19 protein-coding genes are annotated in these 17,864 nt (G+C 72.5%); 10 read left to right on the plus strand and 9 right to left on the minus strand.

Annotated features, from left to right (window positions below):
• Positions 1-91 precede the first annotated feature (91 nt).
• Positions 92-451: an NADH-quinone oxidoreductase subunit A gene (locus NCI01_RS07870; RefSeq protein ID WP_254180925.1), complete on the minus strand. Its 360-nt coding sequence runs from the start codon at positions 449-451 to the stop codon at positions 92-94.
• 205 nt (positions 452-656) lie between these two features.
• On the minus strand, positions 657-1,346 hold the full coding sequence (locus NCI01_RS07875) for a demethylmenaquinone methyltransferase (RefSeq protein WP_254180926.1): 690 nt from the start codon (positions 1,344-1,346) through the stop codon (positions 657-659).
• A 102-nt stretch (positions 1,347-1,448) separates the two neighbouring features.
• Between NCI01_RS07875 and NCI01_RS07880 the strand changes: the two genes are divergently transcribed.
• Positions 1,449-2,444: a L,D-transpeptidase family protein gene (locus tag NCI01_RS07880; RefSeq protein WP_254180927.1), complete on the plus strand. Its 996-nt coding sequence runs from the start codon at positions 1,449-1,451 to the stop codon at positions 2,442-2,444.
• Positions 2,445-2,454: 10 nt separating this feature from the next.
• Here NCI01_RS07880 and NCI01_RS07885 read toward each other — a convergent pair whose 3' ends face one another.
• Complete coding sequence (locus tag NCI01_RS07885) at positions 2,455-3,642, minus strand: AMP-binding protein (RefSeq protein ID WP_254180928.1); 1,188 nt, start codon at positions 3,640-3,642, stop codon at positions 2,455-2,457.
• A gap of 120 nt (positions 3,643-3,762) precedes the next feature.
• On the opposite strand from NCI01_RS07885, the gene NCI01_RS07890 reads away from it, so the two are divergent.
• Entirely contained in the window at positions 3,763-5,004 is a 1,242-nt protein-coding gene (locus NCI01_RS07890; protein ID WP_254180929.1) for an isochorismate synthase, read from the plus strand.
• Between the two features lie 11 nt (positions 5,005-5,015).
• On the opposite strand, the gene NCI01_RS07895 is transcribed toward NCI01_RS07890, so the two are convergent.
• Positions 5,016-5,651, minus strand: coding sequence for an MBL fold metallo-hydrolase (locus NCI01_RS07895; protein WP_254180930.1), 636 nt, complete (start codon positions 5,649-5,651; stop codon positions 5,016-5,018).
• A 138-nt stretch (positions 5,652-5,789) separates the two neighbouring features.
• On the opposite strand from NCI01_RS07895, the gene NCI01_RS07900 reads away from it, so the two are divergent.
• Positions 5,790-6,992 carry a glycoside hydrolase family 16 protein gene (locus tag NCI01_RS07900; RefSeq protein ID WP_254180931.1) on the plus strand — a complete coding sequence of 401 codons (1,203 nt, stop codon included), beginning with the start codon at positions 5,790-5,792 and terminating at the stop codon, positions 6,990-6,992.
• A gap of 48 nt (positions 6,993-7,040) precedes the next feature.
• Here NCI01_RS07900 and menD read toward each other — a convergent pair whose 3' ends face one another.
• The 3 genes from menD to NCI01_RS07915 are packed head-to-tail and all read right to left on the minus strand — an operon-like array spanning position 7,041 to position 10,611.
• Positions 7,041-8,645 (minus strand): 2-succinyl-5-enolpyruvyl-6-hydroxy-3-cyclohexene-1-carboxylic-acid synthase, encoded by a 1,605-nt coding sequence (gene menD / locus NCI01_RS07905; RefSeq protein ID WP_254180932.1) that lies wholly within the window; start codon positions 8,643-8,645, stop codon positions 7,041-7,043.
• Positions 8,642-9,595 carry an o-succinylbenzoate synthase gene (locus NCI01_RS07910; protein WP_254180933.1) on the minus strand — a complete coding sequence of 318 codons (954 nt, stop codon included), beginning with the start codon at positions 9,593-9,595 and terminating at the stop codon, positions 8,642-8,644. The genes menD and NCI01_RS07910 overlap by 4 nt, the downstream gene beginning before the upstream one ends.
• Positions 9,592-10,611, minus strand: a complete 1,020-nt coding sequence (locus NCI01_RS07915; RefSeq protein ID WP_254180934.1) for an AMP-binding protein — start codon at positions 10,609-10,611, stop codon at positions 9,592-9,594. The genes NCI01_RS07910 and NCI01_RS07915 overlap by 4 nt, the downstream gene beginning before the upstream one ends.
• Before the next feature lie 36 nt (positions 10,612-10,647).
• Between NCI01_RS07915 and NCI01_RS07920 the strand changes: the two genes are divergently transcribed.
• From NCI01_RS07920 to NCI01_RS07935, 4 genes are all read left to right on the plus strand, one after another.
• A complete protein-coding gene (locus NCI01_RS07920) occupies positions 10,648-11,913 on the plus strand; it encodes an MFS transporter (RefSeq protein ID WP_254180935.1) in 1,266 nt (421 codons plus the stop codon).
• Between the two features lie 29 nt (positions 11,914-11,942).
• The gene (locus NCI01_RS07925) at positions 11,943-12,230 is read left to right on the plus strand and encodes a DUF1330 domain-containing protein (protein ID WP_254180936.1); all 288 of its coding nucleotides are present in this window, start codon (positions 11,943-11,945) and stop codon (positions 12,228-12,230) included.
• Between the two features lie 46 nt (positions 12,231-12,276).
• Positions 12,277-12,444 carry a hypothetical protein gene (locus tag NCI01_RS07930; RefSeq protein WP_254180937.1) on the plus strand — a complete coding sequence of 56 codons (168 nt, stop codon included), beginning with the start codon at positions 12,277-12,279 and terminating at the stop codon, positions 12,442-12,444.
• 110 nt (positions 12,445-12,554) lie between these two features.
• Entirely contained in the window at positions 12,555-13,295 is a 741-nt protein-coding gene (locus NCI01_RS07935) for a hypothetical protein (RefSeq protein ID WP_254180938.1), read from the plus strand.
• Positions 13,296-13,315: 20 nt separating this feature from the next.
• Here the strand turns inward: NCI01_RS07935 and NCI01_RS07940 are convergent, their stop codons facing one another.
• Complete coding sequence (locus NCI01_RS07940) at positions 13,316-13,792, minus strand: hypothetical protein (protein WP_254180939.1); 477 nt, start codon at positions 13,790-13,792, stop codon at positions 13,316-13,318.
• A gap of 273 nt (positions 13,793-14,065) precedes the next feature.
• Between NCI01_RS07940 and NCI01_RS07945 the strand changes: the two genes are divergently transcribed.
• The 3 genes from NCI01_RS07945 to NCI01_RS22665 are packed head-to-tail and all read left to right on the plus strand — an operon-like array spanning position 14,066 to position 17,591.
• On the plus strand, positions 14,066-15,421 hold the full coding sequence (locus NCI01_RS07945; protein WP_254180940.1) for an MFS transporter: 1,356 nt from the start codon (positions 14,066-14,068) through the stop codon (positions 15,419-15,421).
• On the plus strand, positions 15,405-16,295 hold the full coding sequence (locus tag NCI01_RS07950) for a 1,4-dihydroxy-2-naphthoate polyprenyltransferase (protein ID WP_254180941.1): 891 nt from the start codon (positions 15,405-15,407) through the stop codon (positions 16,293-16,295). The genes NCI01_RS07945 and NCI01_RS07950 overlap by 17 nt, the downstream gene beginning before the upstream one ends.
• Before the next feature lie 39 nt (positions 16,296-16,334).
• Entirely contained in the window at positions 16,335-17,591 is a 1,257-nt protein-coding gene (locus tag NCI01_RS22665; RefSeq protein WP_254180942.1) for a GNAT family N-acetyltransferase, read from the plus strand.
• Between the two features lie 3 nt (positions 17,592-17,594).
• Here NCI01_RS22665 and NCI01_RS07960 read toward each other — a convergent pair whose 3' ends face one another.
• The gene (locus tag NCI01_RS07960) at positions 17,595-17,858 is read right to left on the minus strand and encodes a DUF4229 domain-containing protein (protein WP_254180943.1); all 264 of its coding nucleotides are present in this window, start codon (positions 17,856-17,858) and stop codon (positions 17,595-17,597) included.
• Positions 17,859-17,864: the final 6 nt, after the last annotated feature.

The raw sequence follows: 17,864 nt of genomic DNA on the forward strand, positions 1-17,864 counted from the left end.
AAGGCGGAGGAGGGAAAACGACCTTCAGCGGAGCGCAGCGGAGCGGTCGTCGACCGACGACAACGCGGGCAATGTGCGGGCATCACGGTCCTCAGTCCCAATCCAGTCCGCCGCGACGCCAAACGTAGGCGTAGGCCACGAACACAGTCGCAATGAACAGGACCATCTCGACGAGGCCGAAGAGGGCCATCTGGTCGAAGTGGACGGCCCACGGGTAGAGGAAGATGATCTCGATGTCGAAGACGATGAAGAGCATCGCGGTGATGAAGTACTTCACCGGGATCCTGCCGCCGCCGACGGGCTGCGGCGTCGGCTCGATGCCGCACTCGTAGGAGTCGAGCTTGGCCCGGTTGTAGCGCTTGGGACCCACGACGGCGCTCATGATCACGGAGAAGACCGCGAACCCCGTCGCGATGAGTGCCAGCGCCAGGACCGGCGTGTAGAGCTCCATCGCTTCCCTTCCCATGGACCTGCGCCACGCCCTGCTGGGCCTGTGCCCTCGAGACATGTGCCCTTGTGAACGGCTTCACGAGTGGCGCGGGCCACAGTCTAGGACTCCGGTGCGGCGTGCGTCACGTGGGGGTGCGGACTCGTTCGTACGTCTCTGACGAGCGCAATTCGGTGATGCGAGCGTGTCCTAAATCACCGGCGGGAGGTCACGCAGTGGCGCGGTGCAGGGCGACGATGCCGCCCGTGAGGTTGCGCCACTCGGGCCGCTGCCAGCCGGCCTCGGCGACCATCGCCGCGAGTCCCTCCTGGTCGGGCCAGGCCCGGATCGACTCGGCGAGGTAGACGTAGGCGTCGGCCGCGCTCGCGGTGAGCGAGGCGATGCGGGGCAGCGCCTGCATGAAGCCGTCGAGGTAGAGCGTGCGGAGGGCGCCGTTGGTGGGGGTGCTGAACTCGCACACGACGAGGCGGCCCCCGGGCCGGGTGACGCGGAGCATCTCCTTGAGCCCGGCGACCGGGTCGACGAAGTTGCGCAGGCCGTAGGAGATGGTCACCGCGTCGAAGGTGTCGTCCAGGAACGGCAGGCGGGTGCCGTCGCCCGCGACGAAGGGCAGCGAGGGCCGGTCCTTCTTCCCCTGCTGGAGCATGCCGACCGAGAAGTCGCACGGGACGGCGGTGGCCCCGTGGGCGCCGAAGGGCTCGCTCGAGCACCCCGTGCCAGCGGCGAGGTCGAGCACCAGGTCGCCGCGCTGCGGCGCCACCGCGTCGACCATCGCGCGGCGCCAGGTGCGCTGGATGCCGGCGGTCATGAGGTCGTTGGTGAGGTCGTAGCGCTTGGCCACGGTGTCGAACATGCGACGTACGTCGGTCGGTTGCTTGTCCAGGTCAGCACGGGCCACGCCGCGAGCGTAGGCGTCCGATCCTCGGGAGGCGCAACGCGGGGGTGTCGTCGTACGTCCCTATGATCACCACGTCTATGGCTTCCCCGGGGGAGGACCCACATGTCACGTCACCGCGCTCCTGCGCTCGTCCTGGCGCTGCTCTGCGCCCTGACCGTCCTCAGCGGGGTGTCCGCGAGCGGGTCCGCCTCCGCAGCGCCGGCGACGCGCGCCGCCTTCGCCCCGATGCAGCTCGGCGACTCCGGCTGGCGGGTGCGGGTGCTGCAGAGCCGGCTGCACCAGCTCGACCTGCACTCCGAGGTCGTGACCAGCCGGTTCGACCGGGAGACCCGCGACGGCGTCGCGACCTTCCAGCGCCGCCGCGGCTGGACCGCCGACGGCGTCGTGGACGAGCGCACCTGGCTCAAGATCGTCAGCCTGACGACCGAGCCGACGACCGAGGCGCTGCACAACGTCTACACCCCCGGCAAGCCCTTGCTGCAGCGCGGCGACACGGGCATGTGGGTGCGCCAGGTGCAGGCCCGGCTCGTGCAGGTCCGCTGGTACGACGCCCGCGTCACCGGTCGCTACACGCAGGCGACGGTCGAGGCGGTGGAGGGCTTCCAGGCCAAGCGCCGGATCCCGGTCACCGGCGCGGTCGACCGCCGCACGCTCGAGCGGCTGAAGGCGATGACCCGGACGCCGACGAAGGCCGAGCTCTTCAACATCGTGCCCACCGGGCCGGCCCTCGACCCGCGCTGCCTGACGGGGCGGGCCATGTGCGTCGACAAGACGTCGCGCTCGCTGCGCTGGGTGGTCGACGGCGCGGTGCTCAGGACGGTCGAGGTGCGCTTCGGGTCGGACGAGCTGCCCACGCGTGAGGGGGCCTTCTCGGTCTTCCGCAAGTCGCGCGACCACGTCTCGAGCCTCTACAACACCCCGATGCCCTACGCCATGTTCTTCTCGGGCGGCCAGGCGGTGCACTACTCCCCCGACTTCGCCGCCAACGGCTACAACGGGGCGTCGCACGGCTGCGTCAACGTGCGCGACCGCGCCGCCGTCGCCTGGCTGTTCGACCAGGTCAGGCTCGGCGACAAGGTGATCGTCTACCGCTCCTGAGCGAGCCGGCTCAGGAGCCGGGGCTGCCGGCGAGCGAGAAGGCCGAGTCCAGCCCGTCGCCCGCCCGGCCGCGCCGCGGGAGGGACACCGAGGCGGTCTCGGGCTGAGGGGCCGCCGGCACGTCGACCACCGCGTGCTCGCGCGACAGCTCGAGCCGGACGGCGGGGTGGTGCGCGACCCGTCCGAGGCGGAAGCCGAGGGTGGTCGCCAGCGCACTGACCCGGCGGTGGACGCGGGCGTCCATCACGAGCACGCGCAGCCGGTCGCCCCACCAGGGCTTCAGGGCGGTGACCTCGGCCGCGAGCTTGCGTTCCTTGGAGCCGAGCCGCGCCTCGGCGACCAGGGCGGACGCGGCGTCGAGGACCTCACGGGGCGTCTCGTGCCACGGCGCGCCGTCGATCGTGCCCGCCTCGAGCAGGTCCTCCAGCACCCGGGCCGCCACGTGGTCGAGCAGCACGTGGGTCGGCGACACGTGGGCGAGGGCCGCCTCGAGCTGCTCGGGGGTCTCGACCCAGGCGAGGGTGCACCCCGAGGTGAGGTGGGCGTCGCGCGCCACCGTGGTGAAGCGGTCGGTCGCCTCGCCGGTCAGCAGGACGACGTCGTGGCCGGTGAGGTCGGAGAGGGCGCCGGAGCACTCGGGGCGGAAGAGCCATGCCTCGCTCTTCTCCCGCGGCAGGCCGAGCACCGGCGCCGAGGAGGACCCGGCACGCGCGCCGGCGACCCAGGCCAGCAGGTCGGGCTGGCGCTTGCGACGCTCGAGCCCCATCCCGCGCAGGCGCTCCCAGGAGCGGTCGTCGCACTCGAACAGCTGGGCGTCGGCCAGGGCCGCGCGTCGCAGCAGCGACAGGCGGCTCTCGTCGTCGACGACGACGAGTCGCACCTGCACCTCGTCGAGGAGCCGGCCCACCTCGCTCGGATCGAGGTGCTCGGGCAGGAGCAGCGGCACGGCGCCGGCGACCCGCGTGGCGAGCTCGAGCTCGAGCTGGCGGACGCCGGTCGGGACCCGGATGACGACTACCTGGCCCGGGTTGACGCCCGCCTCGATCATGCCGGCGGCGCCGTCGATGACCCGGCGGTAGAGCTCGTTCCACGTCAGCGTGGTCCACGACCCGTCGCGCACCTCCGTCACGGCGACCTCGAGAGCACGGTTGCGCGCGTGGCGCTCCAACCGGACGAGAGGAGATTCGTGGGCAGGCACGTGCGGGCTCCTAGGCTGTGTCGGTTACCGAGGCAACCTAGGTGACGTACGCCTCTCCTGTTCGCCGTTTGGACGATCTGTCGTCCCCGCCCTGCACGTCTCGGCGTAGGCTCCCCCCTCGTGACGACCCCCGCGTCCGCCTCCACCCCGCCGCTCGTCGTGCGGACCGTCCCGGTGGACCCGGCGGCCCTCTCCCTCCTCGACCTGCTGCCCCGGCACGAGCCCGTCAGCTGGCTGCGCCGCGGCGAGGGCCTGGTCGGCTGGGGCGTGGCCGCACGCCTGGAGACGTCGGGTCCGACCCGCTTCAGCGACGCGGTGAAGTGGTGGTCGGAGACCGTCGCGCGCGCCGACGTCGAGGACCAGGTCGTGGAGCCGGGCACGGGACTGGTCTCCTTCGGCGCCTTCGCGTTCGCCGACGAGCCCGGCGACTCCGTGCTCGTCGTCCCCCAGGTCGTCGTCGGGCGACGCGGCGACCGGGCCTGGCTGACGACCGTCTCGGTCGAGGCGCCGGCGCTCGAGCCCGCGCCCGCTCCCGAGCCGCCCGTCGGGCTCGTCTTCTCCGACGGCGCCCGCAACGGCGAGGAGTGGATGTCGGTCGTGGCCGAGGCGGTCCGGCGCATCTCGTCCGGCGACCTGGAGAAGGTCGTCCTCGCCCGCGACCTCATCGCCACCACCGACGAGCCGCTCGACGTCCGCTGGCCGCTGCACCGGCTCGCCGCCCAGTACGAGATGTGCTGGACGTTCCACGTCGACGGGCTCTTCGGCGCCACTCCCGAGATGCTCGTGCGCCGCGAGCGCGGCCTGGTGACCTCCCGCGTGCTGGCCGGCACGATCCGGCGTACGGGTGACGACGAGCGCGACCTCGCCCTCGCCGCCACCCTGGCCCGCTCGTCGAAGGACCTCGAGGAGCACGAGTACGCCGTGCGCTCGGTCGCCGACGCCCTGGAGCCGCACTGCTCGTCGATGAACGTGCCGGAGGCGCCGTTCGTCCTCCACCTGCCCAACGTCATGCACCTGGCCACCGACGTCAACGGCGTCGTCCACGACGACGCGACGTCGCTGCAGCTCGCCGAGTCGCTGCACCCGTCGGCGGCGGTGGGCGGCACCCCGACGACCGAGGCGACGCGCCTCATCGACGAGATCGAGGGCATGCCGCGCGACCGCTACGCCGGACCCGTCGGCTGGATGGACGCCTCCGGCGACGGCGAGTGGGGCATCGCGCTGCGCTCCGCGATGGTCACCGAGGGCGGCGTCCGGCTCTTCGCCGGCTGCGGCATCGTGGCGAGCTCGGACCCCGAGGCGGAGCTCGCCGAGTCGCAGGCGAAGTTCGTGCCCGTGCGCGACGCGCTCGGCGCCGGCTGACCCAGGAGTCGCTAGAGGTCCTGCCCGGGCTCGCGACGCTCGAAGGCCTGGCCCTTCGGCAGCAGGTTGGCCATGTGAGTGGCGACCATGTCGAGGCCGATGTCGCTGTAGACGCGGTCGTGGATCCCCAGCGACCGGGGCGCGCCGACCTCGCGCACGAAGTCGATCGCCTCGCTGACCTTGAGCCACGGAGCGCTGACCGGCGCGAGGAGCACGTCGACCGCACGGCCGGGCGGCGTCAGGGCGTCGCCCGGGTGGTAGACGCTCGCTCCCCCGGACTCCAGGACGTAGCCGGAGTTGTCGAAGCGGTCGTAGTCGGGGTGGATCACCGCGTGCTTCTCCCCGACGACCTCGACCGCCGTGCCGGCGACCTCGAGCCGGTCGCCCGGCCGCACGACGCTCACCCGGTCGGCCACGTCGGGCGCCTGCTCGCGCAGCAGCCGGTGGACGGCGGCGATCGTCCAGATCGGGGCGTCGCTGCCGCGGAGGTGGTCGGGATGCACGTGGTCGGGATGCTCGTGGGTGATGAGCACGGCGTCGGCGCCCTCGAGGGCCGCCGGATCGGTGAACACCCCGGGGTCGAGGACGATGACGCCGCCCTCTCCCTGCACCCGGACGCACGCATGACCGAACTTGGTGATCCGCATGGCATCCACCATAGGCGCGCTCCGGGGCACGCCGAATCGTCGTACCGGTGGGGCTGAAGGTTAAGGTGGGACAGCCTCCGACTGGGTGGAGTGCCCTGGGGGAACCACCAATCGCACCCGAGACGAAGAGAGTTCTACATGTCTGCACGCCGCGTGCTCGCAGGCAGCGCCGTCGCGCTGCTCCTGCCCGCGTCCCTGCTCCTGACGGTCGAGACCGGCTCGGCCACCGACACCATCGAGCGCACCGCGCCGACGTCGTCGCTGACCAAGAAGGCCGGCCAGAAGATCTCGCTGGAGGTGCTCCCGCAGATCGTCCAGCAGGGCAAGCGCGACGCCAGCGCCGACTCCGCCAAGGGCGCCGTCACCGCGACCATCAAGCCGGTCAAGGTCGGGCGCAAGGTCGTCCTCGAGCGTCTCGTCGGGACGTCGTGGAAGAAGGTCGGCACCGCCAAGCAGGAGCGGTCCGGCGACGCCAACTTCCGCGCGGCCGTCTCCAGCGGTGGCGCGGCCGTGACCTACCGCGTGACTGCGCAGAAGTTCAAGGGCCTCAAGAAGGTCTCGAGCTCCGCCGCCGACACGTCGCAGTGGCTGACCCCGACCTTCTCCGACGAGTTCTCCGGCGGCTCCCTGAGCCCTGTGTGGAGCATGCGCGGCCAGGACTACGAGCCGTCCAGCAAGCGCAAGTGCTCCAAGGGCGACCCGAAGGCCGTCAAGGTCGGCGGCGGCACCCTGCGCCTGAGCGTCATCAAGGACAAGTCGGCCAAGGGCAAGTGCAAGGCCACCTCCCGCAAGCTGAAGAAGAAGATCTCCTACCGCCTGAACGGCCACGTCGGCACCGAGGGCGCGTTCAGCTTCAAGTACGGCGTCGCCGCCGCGCGCGTGAAGATGCACAAGTCGCAGGGCCAGCACTCCAGCTTCTGGTCGCAGCCCGTCGGCGGCAACGGCCCGGGCAGCGACGGCCACGAGATCGACATCATCGAGTACTTCGGTGACAAGCACCCGCAGGGTGGCCTCACCAGCTTCATCCACTGGTACAAGGGCAAGCGCCTGATCAAGACCGGCTCGTGGATCAAGGACTCGAGGTCGTTCCTGCAGAACAAGCGCGACGGCTGGTCGAAGAACTACCACGTCTTCTCGGTCCAGTGGACGCCGAAGACGATCATCTTCCGCATCGACGGCAAGGAGACGTGGCGCACGTCGAAGCGCGTGTCGAAGGCCCAGCAGTACCTCATCCTGAGCCTGCTCGCCTCCGACTACGAGGCGCTGGAGATGAACGACAAGAAGCTCCCGCAGCACATGTACGTCGACTGGGTCCGCGTGTGGGAGACCCCGCAGGCCTGAGCCACTGACGCACCGCAGCACGACGATCCGCGCGCTGGCCCCCTCCCGTCAGGGAAGGGTCAGCGCGCGGATCTTTTCGTCCAGCTCGCGGCGGTTGTCGCGGCGCACCCGCGCCTCGACGACCTCGATGCCGCCGTTGGGCATGGCGAGCGCCTGCTCGAGCTCGGGCAGGCTGCCGACCCGCAGGTGCGGGACCCGGGCCGCCGCGCACAGGCTGGCGAGGTCCGCGCCGTGCGGAGTGCCGAAGAGGGTGTCGAACCGGTCCGCGTGCTCGGGTGCGCCCTGCTCGAGGGTCGCGAAGATCGACCCTCCGTCGTCGTTGACCACGACGATCGTGAGGTCGGGACGCTCCTCGCGAGGGCCGAGGAAGAGCCCGGTGGTGTCGTGCAGGAACGTCACGTCACCCATCAGCGCCAGCGCGCGCGACGACTGGGGCCGTCCGAGCGCCGCCCCGATCGCGCTGCTGACGGTACCGTCGATGCCGGCCAGACCGCGGTTGGCGATCACCTTGCGTCGCCCGCCCACCTCGTAGCGCGCGACCATGAGGTCGAGGTCGCGGACCGGGTTGGACGCGCCCACGACGAGGAGCCCCCCACGCGGCACCGCCCGGCTGACCGCACCGGCCACCTCGTGGGGCGTGAGGCCGGGCTCGGCGGCCAGGAGCCGGTCGAGGTCGCGCGAGACGACGCGGTCCGCCGCGCGCCACGCCTCCGCCCACGCGGGGTCGTCGGGCGACGCGACGTCGACCTGGTCGGCCTCGTGCGCGACGGCGTAGGGCCGGTCGGGCCACCGCCCGCGCGCGCGTGCCGAGACGACCTCGACGTCGGCACGGGCCAGGAGCCGCGCGACCGGCCGTGACAGCGTGGGGTGGCCGAGCACCACCGCGCGCTCGACCTGCGCGCCGAGCGCGCCGGACAGCAGCAGCCGGTAGGTGCGGACCACGCTGTCGCCCGTGCGGCAGCCGCTCGTCGGCTCCGCGAGGAGCGGCCACCCGGCGTTCTCGGCGAGCACGCGTGCGGGCGGTCCGGCGTCGTCGCCGGCCACCACGACGGTGCGGGGGCCCGGGTCGAGGACGAGCCGCGTCATCGGGGTGCCGCCGGCGGGCACCGCCCACGCGGGCGCCTCTCCCCCGTCCCAGCCGTCGTCGTCGGGCAGGAGCGGGTCGTCGAGCTGCACGTTGAGGTGCACCGGCCGGTCCCAGCCGTGCTCGCGGACGAAGGCGAGCAGGCGGTCGAGGTCTGCTTCGGCCACGTCGAGGGTGGGCGCGAACGTGCTGAAGATCCCCACCTGGTCGGCGGTCTGGTTGGCACCCGTGCCACGGAGACGTGCCGGGCGATCGGCGGTCACCACGACGAGGGGGACCCCGGCGTGGGCGGCCTCCATCACGGCCGGGAGCAGGTGGGCGACGGCGGTGCCCGAGGTGCACGTGACGGCGACGGCGCGGTTGCTCACCTTGGCGAGGCCGAGGGCGAGGAAGCCCGCCGTGCGCTCGTCCATCCGCGTGTGGAGGCGCAGGCCGCCCGCCTGCGCGACGTCGTACAGCGCGAACGAGAGCGGCGCGTTGCGCGAGCCGGGAGCGACGACCACCTCCCGCACGCCCGCTCCGCGGAGCGCCGTGACGACGCTCCTGGCCAGCTCGGTCGACGGGTTCACGAGGACCGATCCTGCCCTACGGACGCGAGGCGGCCGCGCCAGTGGGCGACACGGTCGGCGGCGGCTCCCAGTCGGGCGAGCGCGGCGTCGTCGACCTCCGGCCGGGTGACCCGCAGCATCCCGTCGACCGGCAGCATCGGCTCGGCGACGACGTCGTCGGTGAGCAGCTGGACCGTCGCGAGACCGCACGCGTGGCGCAGCTCGGGCAGTGCGGCGGCCAGGGCGACGCCGGCGGCGATGCCGACGCTCGACTCGACCGCGCTGGAGACCACGACCGGCAGGCCGATGTCCTCGGCGATGCGCAGGCAGGCACGCACCCCGCCGAGGGGCTGCACCTTGAGGACGGCGATGTCGGCCGCCTCGAGGTCGCGGACCCGGTAGGGGTCGTCGGCGCGGCGGATCGACTCGTCGGCGGCGATCGGCACCGCCACCCGGCGGCGTACGACCGCGAGGTCCTCCACGGACGCGACCGGCTGCTCGACGTACTCCAGCCCGCCGGCCGCGCGGTCGAGCGCGGCGATCGCGCGCACCGCCTCGTCGACGTCCCACGCGCCGTTGGCGTCCACCCGCACCAGGCCGTCCGGCCCGAGGGCGTCACGCACCGCCTCCACGCGGGCCTCGTCCTCGGCCAGCGTCTGGCCGCGCTCGGCGACCTTGACCTTGGCCGTGCGGCAGCCGCCGGCGGTGACGATGGCGTGGGCCCGCTCGGGGTCGGTGGCCGGGACGGTGACGTTGACCGGTACGACGTCGCGCACCGGCGCCGGCCACCCCAGGTCGGCCGTCTCGCGCGCGCAGGCGAGCCACGGGCGCGCGGTGGCGTCGTCGTACTCGAGGAAGGGCGACCACTCCCCCCACCCGGCGGCGCCGCGCAGCAGCACCCCCTCGCGCACCGTGATGCCTCGGAACCGGGTGCGCAGCGGGATGGCGAAGACGTGCAGGTCGTCCGTCACAGCGCGGCCCGGATGGCCTGCCGGTCGACCTTGCCGTTGGGCAGCAGCGGCAGGCTGTCGACCCAGCGGAACTCGCGCGGTGCCCACGACCGGGGTTGCTCCAGGCTGACCCAGTCGCGCAGCTCGCCCTCGCGGACGTTGCCGACCACCACGGCGACGACCCGCTGGCCCCACTCGGGGTCCGGGACCCCGAGGACCTCGGCGTCCTCCACGAGGAGGTGCTGGCGCAGGCGCCGGGCGACGGCGGCCACCGGGATCTTGACGCCGCCGCTGACGACGACGTCGTCGATGCGACCGAGGACCTGCAGCCGTCCGTCCTCGTCGATGCGCCCGGCGTCGGAGGTGAGGAACCAGCCGTCGACGACCGACTCGGCGGTCAGCGAGGGGTCGTCGGCGTAGTGGCTGAAGAGGGTGGGGCCGGCGATCCGGATCCGCCCCTCGGCGCCGATCGTCACCGCGACGCCGTCGAGGGGGACGCCGTCGTAGACGCACCCGCCGGAGGTCTCGGAGGAGCCGTAGGTGGCGACGACACGGACGCCGAGGTCCTCGGCCCGCCTGCGCACCTCCGGGTCCAGCCCGCCGCCGCCGACCAGCACGGCGTGGCAGCGCGCGAGGGCCGCGACCTGCTCGGGGTTGCCGATGATGCGGTGCAGCTGGGTGGGCACGAGCGACACGAAGGTCGGCACGTCGGTGTGGTCCGTGGCGGCCGCGCGGCCCACGTCGAGGCCGTCCACGACGACGGGCTCGTGACCGGCCACCAGGGAGCGGACGATGACCTGCACCCCGGCGACGTACGACGACGGCAGCGCCAGCATCCACCGCCCCGAGGCACCCAACCGGCGCGCGGACGCCTCGACGCTGGCCAGCACCGCGCGGCGGGGGATGACGACGCCCTTGGGCCTGCCCGTGGAGCCGGAGGTCTCGATGAGCAGCGGCGGCGGGGCGTCGGCCTCGAGCCACCTCGACAGCTGCCGGATGGCGACGGAGGGCTCGTCCGACGGACGCAGGAAACTCACACGACGAACGCTAGTGGCTCTGCCACGATGAGCACGATGGACGACACGGAGACGCGCGACTCGGGCACGCGGTCCTGGTGGCAACGCCAGCTGCCGCCGTCGCCGCTCGCGCGGTCGCTGTCGGTCCAGTCGATCCTCTTCGCGGTCGGCGAGGGCACCTTCATCACCGGTTCGGCGGTCTTCTTCACCCAGATCGTGGGCCTGTCGGCCGCCCAGGTCGGCATCGGCCTGACCGTCGCCGGGATCACGTCGTTCTTCTTCGCGGTGCCGGCCGGCAAGCTCGCCGACCGGGTGGGCACGAAGCGGATCTGGGCGGTCAGCGCCGCCCTGACCGCAGGGCTCTACCTCGTCTGGCCGTTCATCCACGGCTTCGCCGCCTACCTCGTGATGATGGTGGCCCTCGAGGTGGTCAGCCAGGCCGGCTGGAGCGGGCGCGGGGCCTACACGATCGACATCTTCACCCGCGAGGAGCGGGTCCAGTCGCAGGCCTTCATGCGCGCCGCGCTCAACATCGGGTTCACCGTCGGGGCGCTCATCGGAGGCCTCGCGCTGGCCACCAACAGCGACGACGTGGTGCGCGCCGTGCCGATCCTCACCGGCGCCATCCTGCTGGGCAACGCCTACTGGATCACCCGGCTGCCCGAGCCGCCCGCCAAGGCCCCCGCCCACGCCGACGACGAGGTCATCAAGCCCGCGGCCCTCAAGAACCGCGCCTTCCTCGCGCTGATGACCGGCGACGGCGTGCTCGGCACCAACCAGGTCCTCCTCAACATCGTGATCCCGCTGTGGCTGGTCGAGGAGACCGACGCCCCCCGCGTGCTGCTCGCGTGGCTCTTCGGCACCAACACGGTGATGGCGGTGCTCCTCCAGGTCGCCGCCGCGCGGGGTGTCGACTCGGTGGCGCGGTCGCTGCGGGCGTCGTACATCTCCGCAGGCTTCTTCGTGCTGTCGTGCGCGATCGTGCTCGTCACCCACGACACGGTCGGCTGGCTGACGATCGCGCTGGTCTGGCTCGGCCACGTCACCGTGACCGGCGCCGAGCTCTACCAGTCCGCCGGCCACTGGGGCTTCATGTCCGAGCTGACCGACGCCGACCAGCGCGCGGAGTACCAGGGCGCAGCCCACATCGGGGGCACGCTCGGGTCGGTCTGGGCGCCGGCGCTCTTCACCTGGCTGGCGATGGAGCACGGGTCGCTCGGCTGGATCACGATCGCCGTCATCGTCGTGGTCCCGACGCTCACCATGGGCCCGTCCGCCCGCGCCGCCGAGCGCTACCTCGCCCGCCACGGCTCGGCGACCTGACCGACTGTCGTACGTCGTAGGGTCGCGCCATGACCGCGTACTGGATCACCACCTACAAGGCCGTCCACGACCCCGACAAGGTGGCGGCCTACGCCACGCTCGCCGGTCCGGCGCTGACCGCGGCGGGCGGCCGGTTCCTGGTGCGCGGCGTGCCGGAGGCGACGTTCGAGAAGGGCGAGGCGACCCGCACGGTCGTGATCGAGTTCGCGTCGGTCGAGGCGGCGGTCGCCGCCCACGACAGCGAGGCCTACCAGGAGGCGCTCCGTGCCCTCGACGGCGGCGCCGACCGCGACATGCGGGTGGTCCCCGGCGCGTAGCGCCCGGGCGCCCGGGCCGGTTGCCGCTGCGTGCGATGGTGGAGGCATGGACGCCTTCCGGCTCGTCATGACCGTCGTCGTGATGGTCGGCGTGGTCGTGGCCATCCTGCTCTTCGAGCGCCGCCGGGCCGAGCGCATCAGGCGCGACACCCGACGGATGGCTCAGGGCCGCACCGATCCCGACACCTCCGACGACGACCCCAAGAGGCCGTGACAAGGGCTGTCCAACGACACATTTTCCCCACAACTGGGTAGAGCCGGACCGTCGACGGCGACCTACCGTCCAGAGAAGTGCTGATGACTCTTTTCTCTGGAGGAGATGGCATGCAGGGCAACGGGGGAACGACCGCACCGGCCAGGTTGCTGGCCCTGACCTTCCTGGTGGGCACCATGCTGGGCCTGCTGGGTGTGCTCCTGTGGGTGAGCGTCCTCGACAGCGACGACACACCCTCGGGGACGACAGACAACACCGTCGCATCCGAGCCAGAGCCGGAGCAGCGGAGCAGCCCGAGCGCGGCGCCGGTGCCGGCGGTGGCGGACACGCGCGCCGAGCGGTGCTCCGAGGCAGCGGCAGGGCTCGAGGCCGCACTCGACGCCGCGCGGCCCGCCCTCCGCCAGTGGGACGTGCACGTCGAGGCCATGAACCAGCTCGTGGTCGGCGAGATCACGCTCCAGCAGGCGACGCGCTTCTGGGACCGGACGAGGCTGGGGGCCCAGCGCAACGTCGACCACTTCCGTGAGGCGTGGAAGGCACTCGAGCGATCGGGCGTCGACTGTCCCGCACCTGACCTGCTGGGTCCGGCACCCGCGGAGGTTCGCTCGTGCTCCCGCATCGTCGATGCGGAGCTCGGCGTCGCCCGGGCGGCCAGGACGTCGATCAGCACCTGGGACATGCACGTGCAACACATGGACATGCTCCGGATGGGCACGCTGTCGCCCGAGAAGGCGACCGAGATGTGGCTGGACATGTGGCAGCGGGGCATGCGGGACCTGGGGGCCTACCGCGCCGCGGCGCGCAACCCCGCACTCGAGGTCAGCTGCCCGGGCTCCCATGCCGCTGACTGAGGCGCACCTCGCGCCTCTCCTCAGGTGCCGACGGCCTCGCGGACCCGATCGAGCATCGCCTGCTCACCGGCGCTGACCTGCTCCGCGCCGAAGCCCATGAAGCCGCCCTCCTTGGCGGCCGTGGCCGCGGCCTGGGCGCTCGCCAGCAACCACGCGCCGTACGCAGCCGTCTCCTCGGCGGATGCCTTGCCGGTCACGATCGCCACCACCTCACGGAGCTCGGCGACGACCTCGTCCCCGACCACCGGCCCCGTGGGCTTGTAGCCCTTGAGCGGATGACGGTGCTCCTGCGCCATGGCCTGGACGTCGAGCGCCACGTCGGCCAGGAGCTCCTCGCGACTCGGCGGGCTGGTGGCCGACCTCAACGTGGCCATCGTCTCCTTCGCGGCCTCGATGGGGCCGCCCGGGTCCGCGAGGGAGATCGCCAGCCCGGCCACGAACGGCGCCCGCACGATCCGGGCCCATTCCTCCTCGGAGAAGTCGCTCTTCGTCGTCACGCCATCGTCCCTTCCCTGCGCGTGGTCGCACCCCGTGCGGGTCGTGACCGGGCTGCCAGTGTCGGCCGTGTCCGGAGGTCTGTCATCCCACTCCGCGGGGGAGGGCACGGGCGGACGGGCTTCCTGGCGCCGACCGACAGTGGGGAAGGTCGTCCTCGACATGTCGGGACGAAGCTCCCCGCTCTGCGCCAAGCCGCGGGTGACCCACGGCACGGGAGCGACGTCCGAAAATGGCAGGACGGCTGTCGGACTGGCGGGCGAGAATGACCGGCGATGCTCACCGCCCTGAAGAACTACGCCACGCCCCCGTCCCCCCTCGCCCGGAGGCTGTCGGTCCAGTCCCTGCTCTTCGCCTCCGGCGACGGCGCGTTCCTCGCGGGGTCGGCGGTGTTCTTCACCCTCGTGGTCGGCCTCTCCCTGGCCGAGGTGGGCATCGGGCTCACCATCGCCGCGATCGCGAGCTTCATCGTCGCCGTGCCGATGGGCAAGCTGGTCGACCACTTCGGCCCCAAGCGGATGTGGACGCTGTCGGCAGCGATGCAGGGCACGTTGTTCCTGGCGTGGCCGTTCATCGACAGCTTCCCCGAGTACGTCGCGCTCGCCGTCGCCATGGAGGTCGCCGGCACGCTGGGTGGCACGGCGCACGGCGCCTACGTGATCGACATCCTGCCGCCCGCGGAGCGCGTCGAGTCGCGCGCCTACCTCTACTCCGCGCTCAACGTCGGCTTCAGCATCGGCGCCTTCCTCGGCGGCGGCGCGATCGCCTTCGGCACCGACGTGCTCCGCTGGTCGCCGCTGGTGAGCGCCGTGCTGTTCCTGCTCAACAGCGCCGCGATCCCGCGCCTCCCGGACGCCTCCCACGACGTCCGCAGCTCCGAGCCACGGGTGAAGCCCGAAGGAATCCCCGCCATCCGCAACCGCAACTGGATCGCGGTCACGTTCTTCACCGGCGTCATGTGGACCAACCAGGTGCTGCTGCACACCGTCATCCCGGTGTGGCTGGTCACCGAGACCGACGCCCCCAAGGTGCTCGTCGCGGTCCTCTTCGGCACCAACACGCTCATGTGCATCGTGCTCCCCCGGCTCGCCTCGCGCGGCATCCGCAACGTCGAGACGGCCCTGCGCGCCGTACGACTCTCCACGCTGTTCTTCGTCCTCACCTGCCTCGTCACGCTCGCCACGCACGAGACGACCGGCTGGCTCACGATCGTGCTGTTCTTCCTCGGCCACGTCGTCCTCACCTGGGCCGAGCTCTTCCTCTCCGCTTCGGGCTGGACGCTCGAGGCGGAGCTGATGGACCCCCGTCGTCGCGGTGACTACCAGGGCGTCTCCGAGCTCGGCGGCACGCTCGGGCGGTTCTGGGCGCCGGCGGCCTACGGCTTCCTCGCGATGGAGTGGGGCGCCCTCGGCTGGCTCACCATCGCGGCGATCGTCGTCGTCGCCGCGGCCGGCCTGCACCGGTCCGCGCACGCCGGCCGGCGCTTCCTCGAGCAGCACGTGCCCGCCGACGTCCTGGCCGACGCCCGGGCGAGCGAGCCGGAGCACGTGGACCTCGCGGTCTCCCAGGAGCCCTTGCCGATGGAGCCGGAGGCACCCCTGCCAGAATCCACCGGTGACCTCCACCGCTGACTGGCTCGCCGGCGCCCGGCCGCGCACCCTCCCCGCGGCGGTCGCTCCCGTCCTCGCCGGCACCGGTGTCGCGGCCTACGTCGACCGCCTCCCCCTCGGCGACCTCGCGTGGTGGAAGGCCCTGCTCGCCCTCGTCGTCAGCCTCGCGCTCCAGGTCGGCGTCAACTACGCCAACGACTACTCCGACGGCGTCCGCGGCACCGACGCCGACCGCGTCGGGCCGATGCGGCTCGTCGGCTCGGGCGCGGCCACGCCGCGTGCGGTGAGGACCGCCGCCTTCGCCGCCTTCGGGGTCGCCGCCGTCGCCGGCCTCGTGCTCGCCGCCACCACGGCGTGGTGGCTGGTCGCCGTCGGACTGGTCTGCGTCGTCGCCGCCTGGTTCTACACCGGCGGCGAGAAGCCCTACGGCTACCTCGGCCTCGGCGAGGTGATGGTCTTCGTCTTCTTCGGCCTGGTCGCGGTGGTCGGTACGACCTACGTGCTGACCGAGACGTGGGAGTGGCCCGCCCTCTACGCCGGCGTCGGCGTCGGGTCGCTCGCCTGCGCCATCCTCGTCGCCAACAACCTGCGTGACATCCCGACCGACACCGTCGCCGGCAAGAGGACGCTCGCGGTGCGGCTCGGTGACGAGCGCACCCGCTCGCTCTACGCCTTCCTGGTGCTGGTCGCCGCCGCGGCCGTGGTCGCCGTGGCTGTCGCCACCACCTGGTGGGCGCTCCTCGGCCTGGCCTTCCTCGCCCGCGCGCTGCCCCCCACCCGAGCCGTCCTCGGCGGTGCCAGCGGCCCGGCCCTCATCCCTGTCCTGGCCGCCACGGGCGCGTCCGAGCTGCTCTGGTCCGTCCTGATCGCGGCGCCGCTTCTCATCCTCGGATAAGCCGTGGCCCACCCGGGCCGCGCTCACTAGCGTGAGCGGGTGGACTACGACTTCGACATCCTCGACTTCTCCGACGACTCCGACGAGGCGGCTGCCCGGCGCCGCGGCTGGATCGAGGCGGTCCTGCGCGGGTTCCGCGACGACCGCCCCGAGGACGACACCGTCGAGCGGTGGGTGAGGCACTACCGCGCCGACGGGGTGACTGTGCGGGGCGCGTGGCTCCCCGAGGGAGAGTTCGGCGCGGGCCCGATGCCCGTCGCCACCTATGCCAGCCTCGACAAGACGCTCAACGCGGGGCGCGAGCTGCTGCCGCTCCGGATGATCACCGACGTCACCACGAGCGCCACCCATCGCCGCAAGGGCCTGCTGCGCCGCCTCATCGAGGACGACCTCGCAGACGCCGTCGCCGCGGGCGTGCCGATCGCCGCGCTCACGGCCGCCGAGGCCACCATCTACGGCCGCTGGGGCTTCGGGCCCGCGACCTTCCGCGTGGGCGTGGACATCGACACCACGGCCGGCTTCGGGTTCCGCGACTTCGTCGACCCGGGGCGCGTCGAGCAGGTCGAGCCGGCCGACGCGTGGCCGCACGTCAAGGCGGTCTTCGACACCTTCCACGCACGCCAGCGCGGGTCGGTCGAGTGGCCCTCCCCCTACGAGGACATGCACACCGCCGCCTGGGACCCCCGCAGCGGCGGCACCAACCGCAAGCTCCGCGCCGCCGTGCACCTCGACGCGAGCGGCGCCGTCGACGGCTTCGTCCTCTGGACGCCCGGGGAGGACACCACGGTCAAGGTCGACGAGATGGCGGCGCTCACCCCGCAGGCCCAGCTCGCCCTCTGGTCGTTCCTGGGCGGAATGGACCGGGTCGCCAAGGTCACCTTCAACCTGTTCCACCCCGAGGACCCGCTGATGTGGGCGCTCACCGACCTCAACCGCGTGAAGACGACCGAGGTCCAGGAGTTCCTGTGGCTGCGGGTCCTCGACGTCCCCCGGGCGCTCGCCGCGCGGCCGTGGGCGGCGGACGGGACGGTCGTGCTCGAGGTGGACGACCCGCAGGGCCACGCGGGCGGGCGGTTCGCCGTGAGCTGCACCGACGGCGTCGCCACGCTCACGCCGACCGACGAGGCGGCCGACGTCCGGCTCACGGCCGAGACGCTCGGCTCGCTCTACCTCGGCAACGTGCCGGTGCTCCAGCTCGCCCGCGCCGGACGCATCGGCGGGACGGACGACGCCGTACGCCGTCTTGCGGCGATGGCCGACCTCAGCGAGCCGGCGTACTGCCTGACGGGCTTCTAGCCCTCAGTCCCGGTCCTCGCGCGCCTTGCGCTCCTCGAAGGCCGCAGCGGCCCGGGAAGCGCGCGCCTCGACGCGCCGCGCGAAGGCCTCGCGCTGCCGGTCGAGGATGAAGTAGGACGCGATGCCGGAGATCAGGAAGGCCAGGATCACGGCCCAGAACAGGTTGTAGCGACCGTCGAAGGCGAGGGCCATCACGCCCACGACGACGCCGAACGACGCCAGGAACAGCAGGACCCGCATGACGGTGTAGACGACGAACTCCTTCACGCCACA

The sequence above is a fragment of the Nocardioides pinisoli genome, from assembly GCF_024199985.1.
Lineage (GTDB): Bacteria > Actinomycetota > Actinomycetes > Propionibacteriales > Nocardioidaceae > Nocardioides > Nocardioides pinisoli.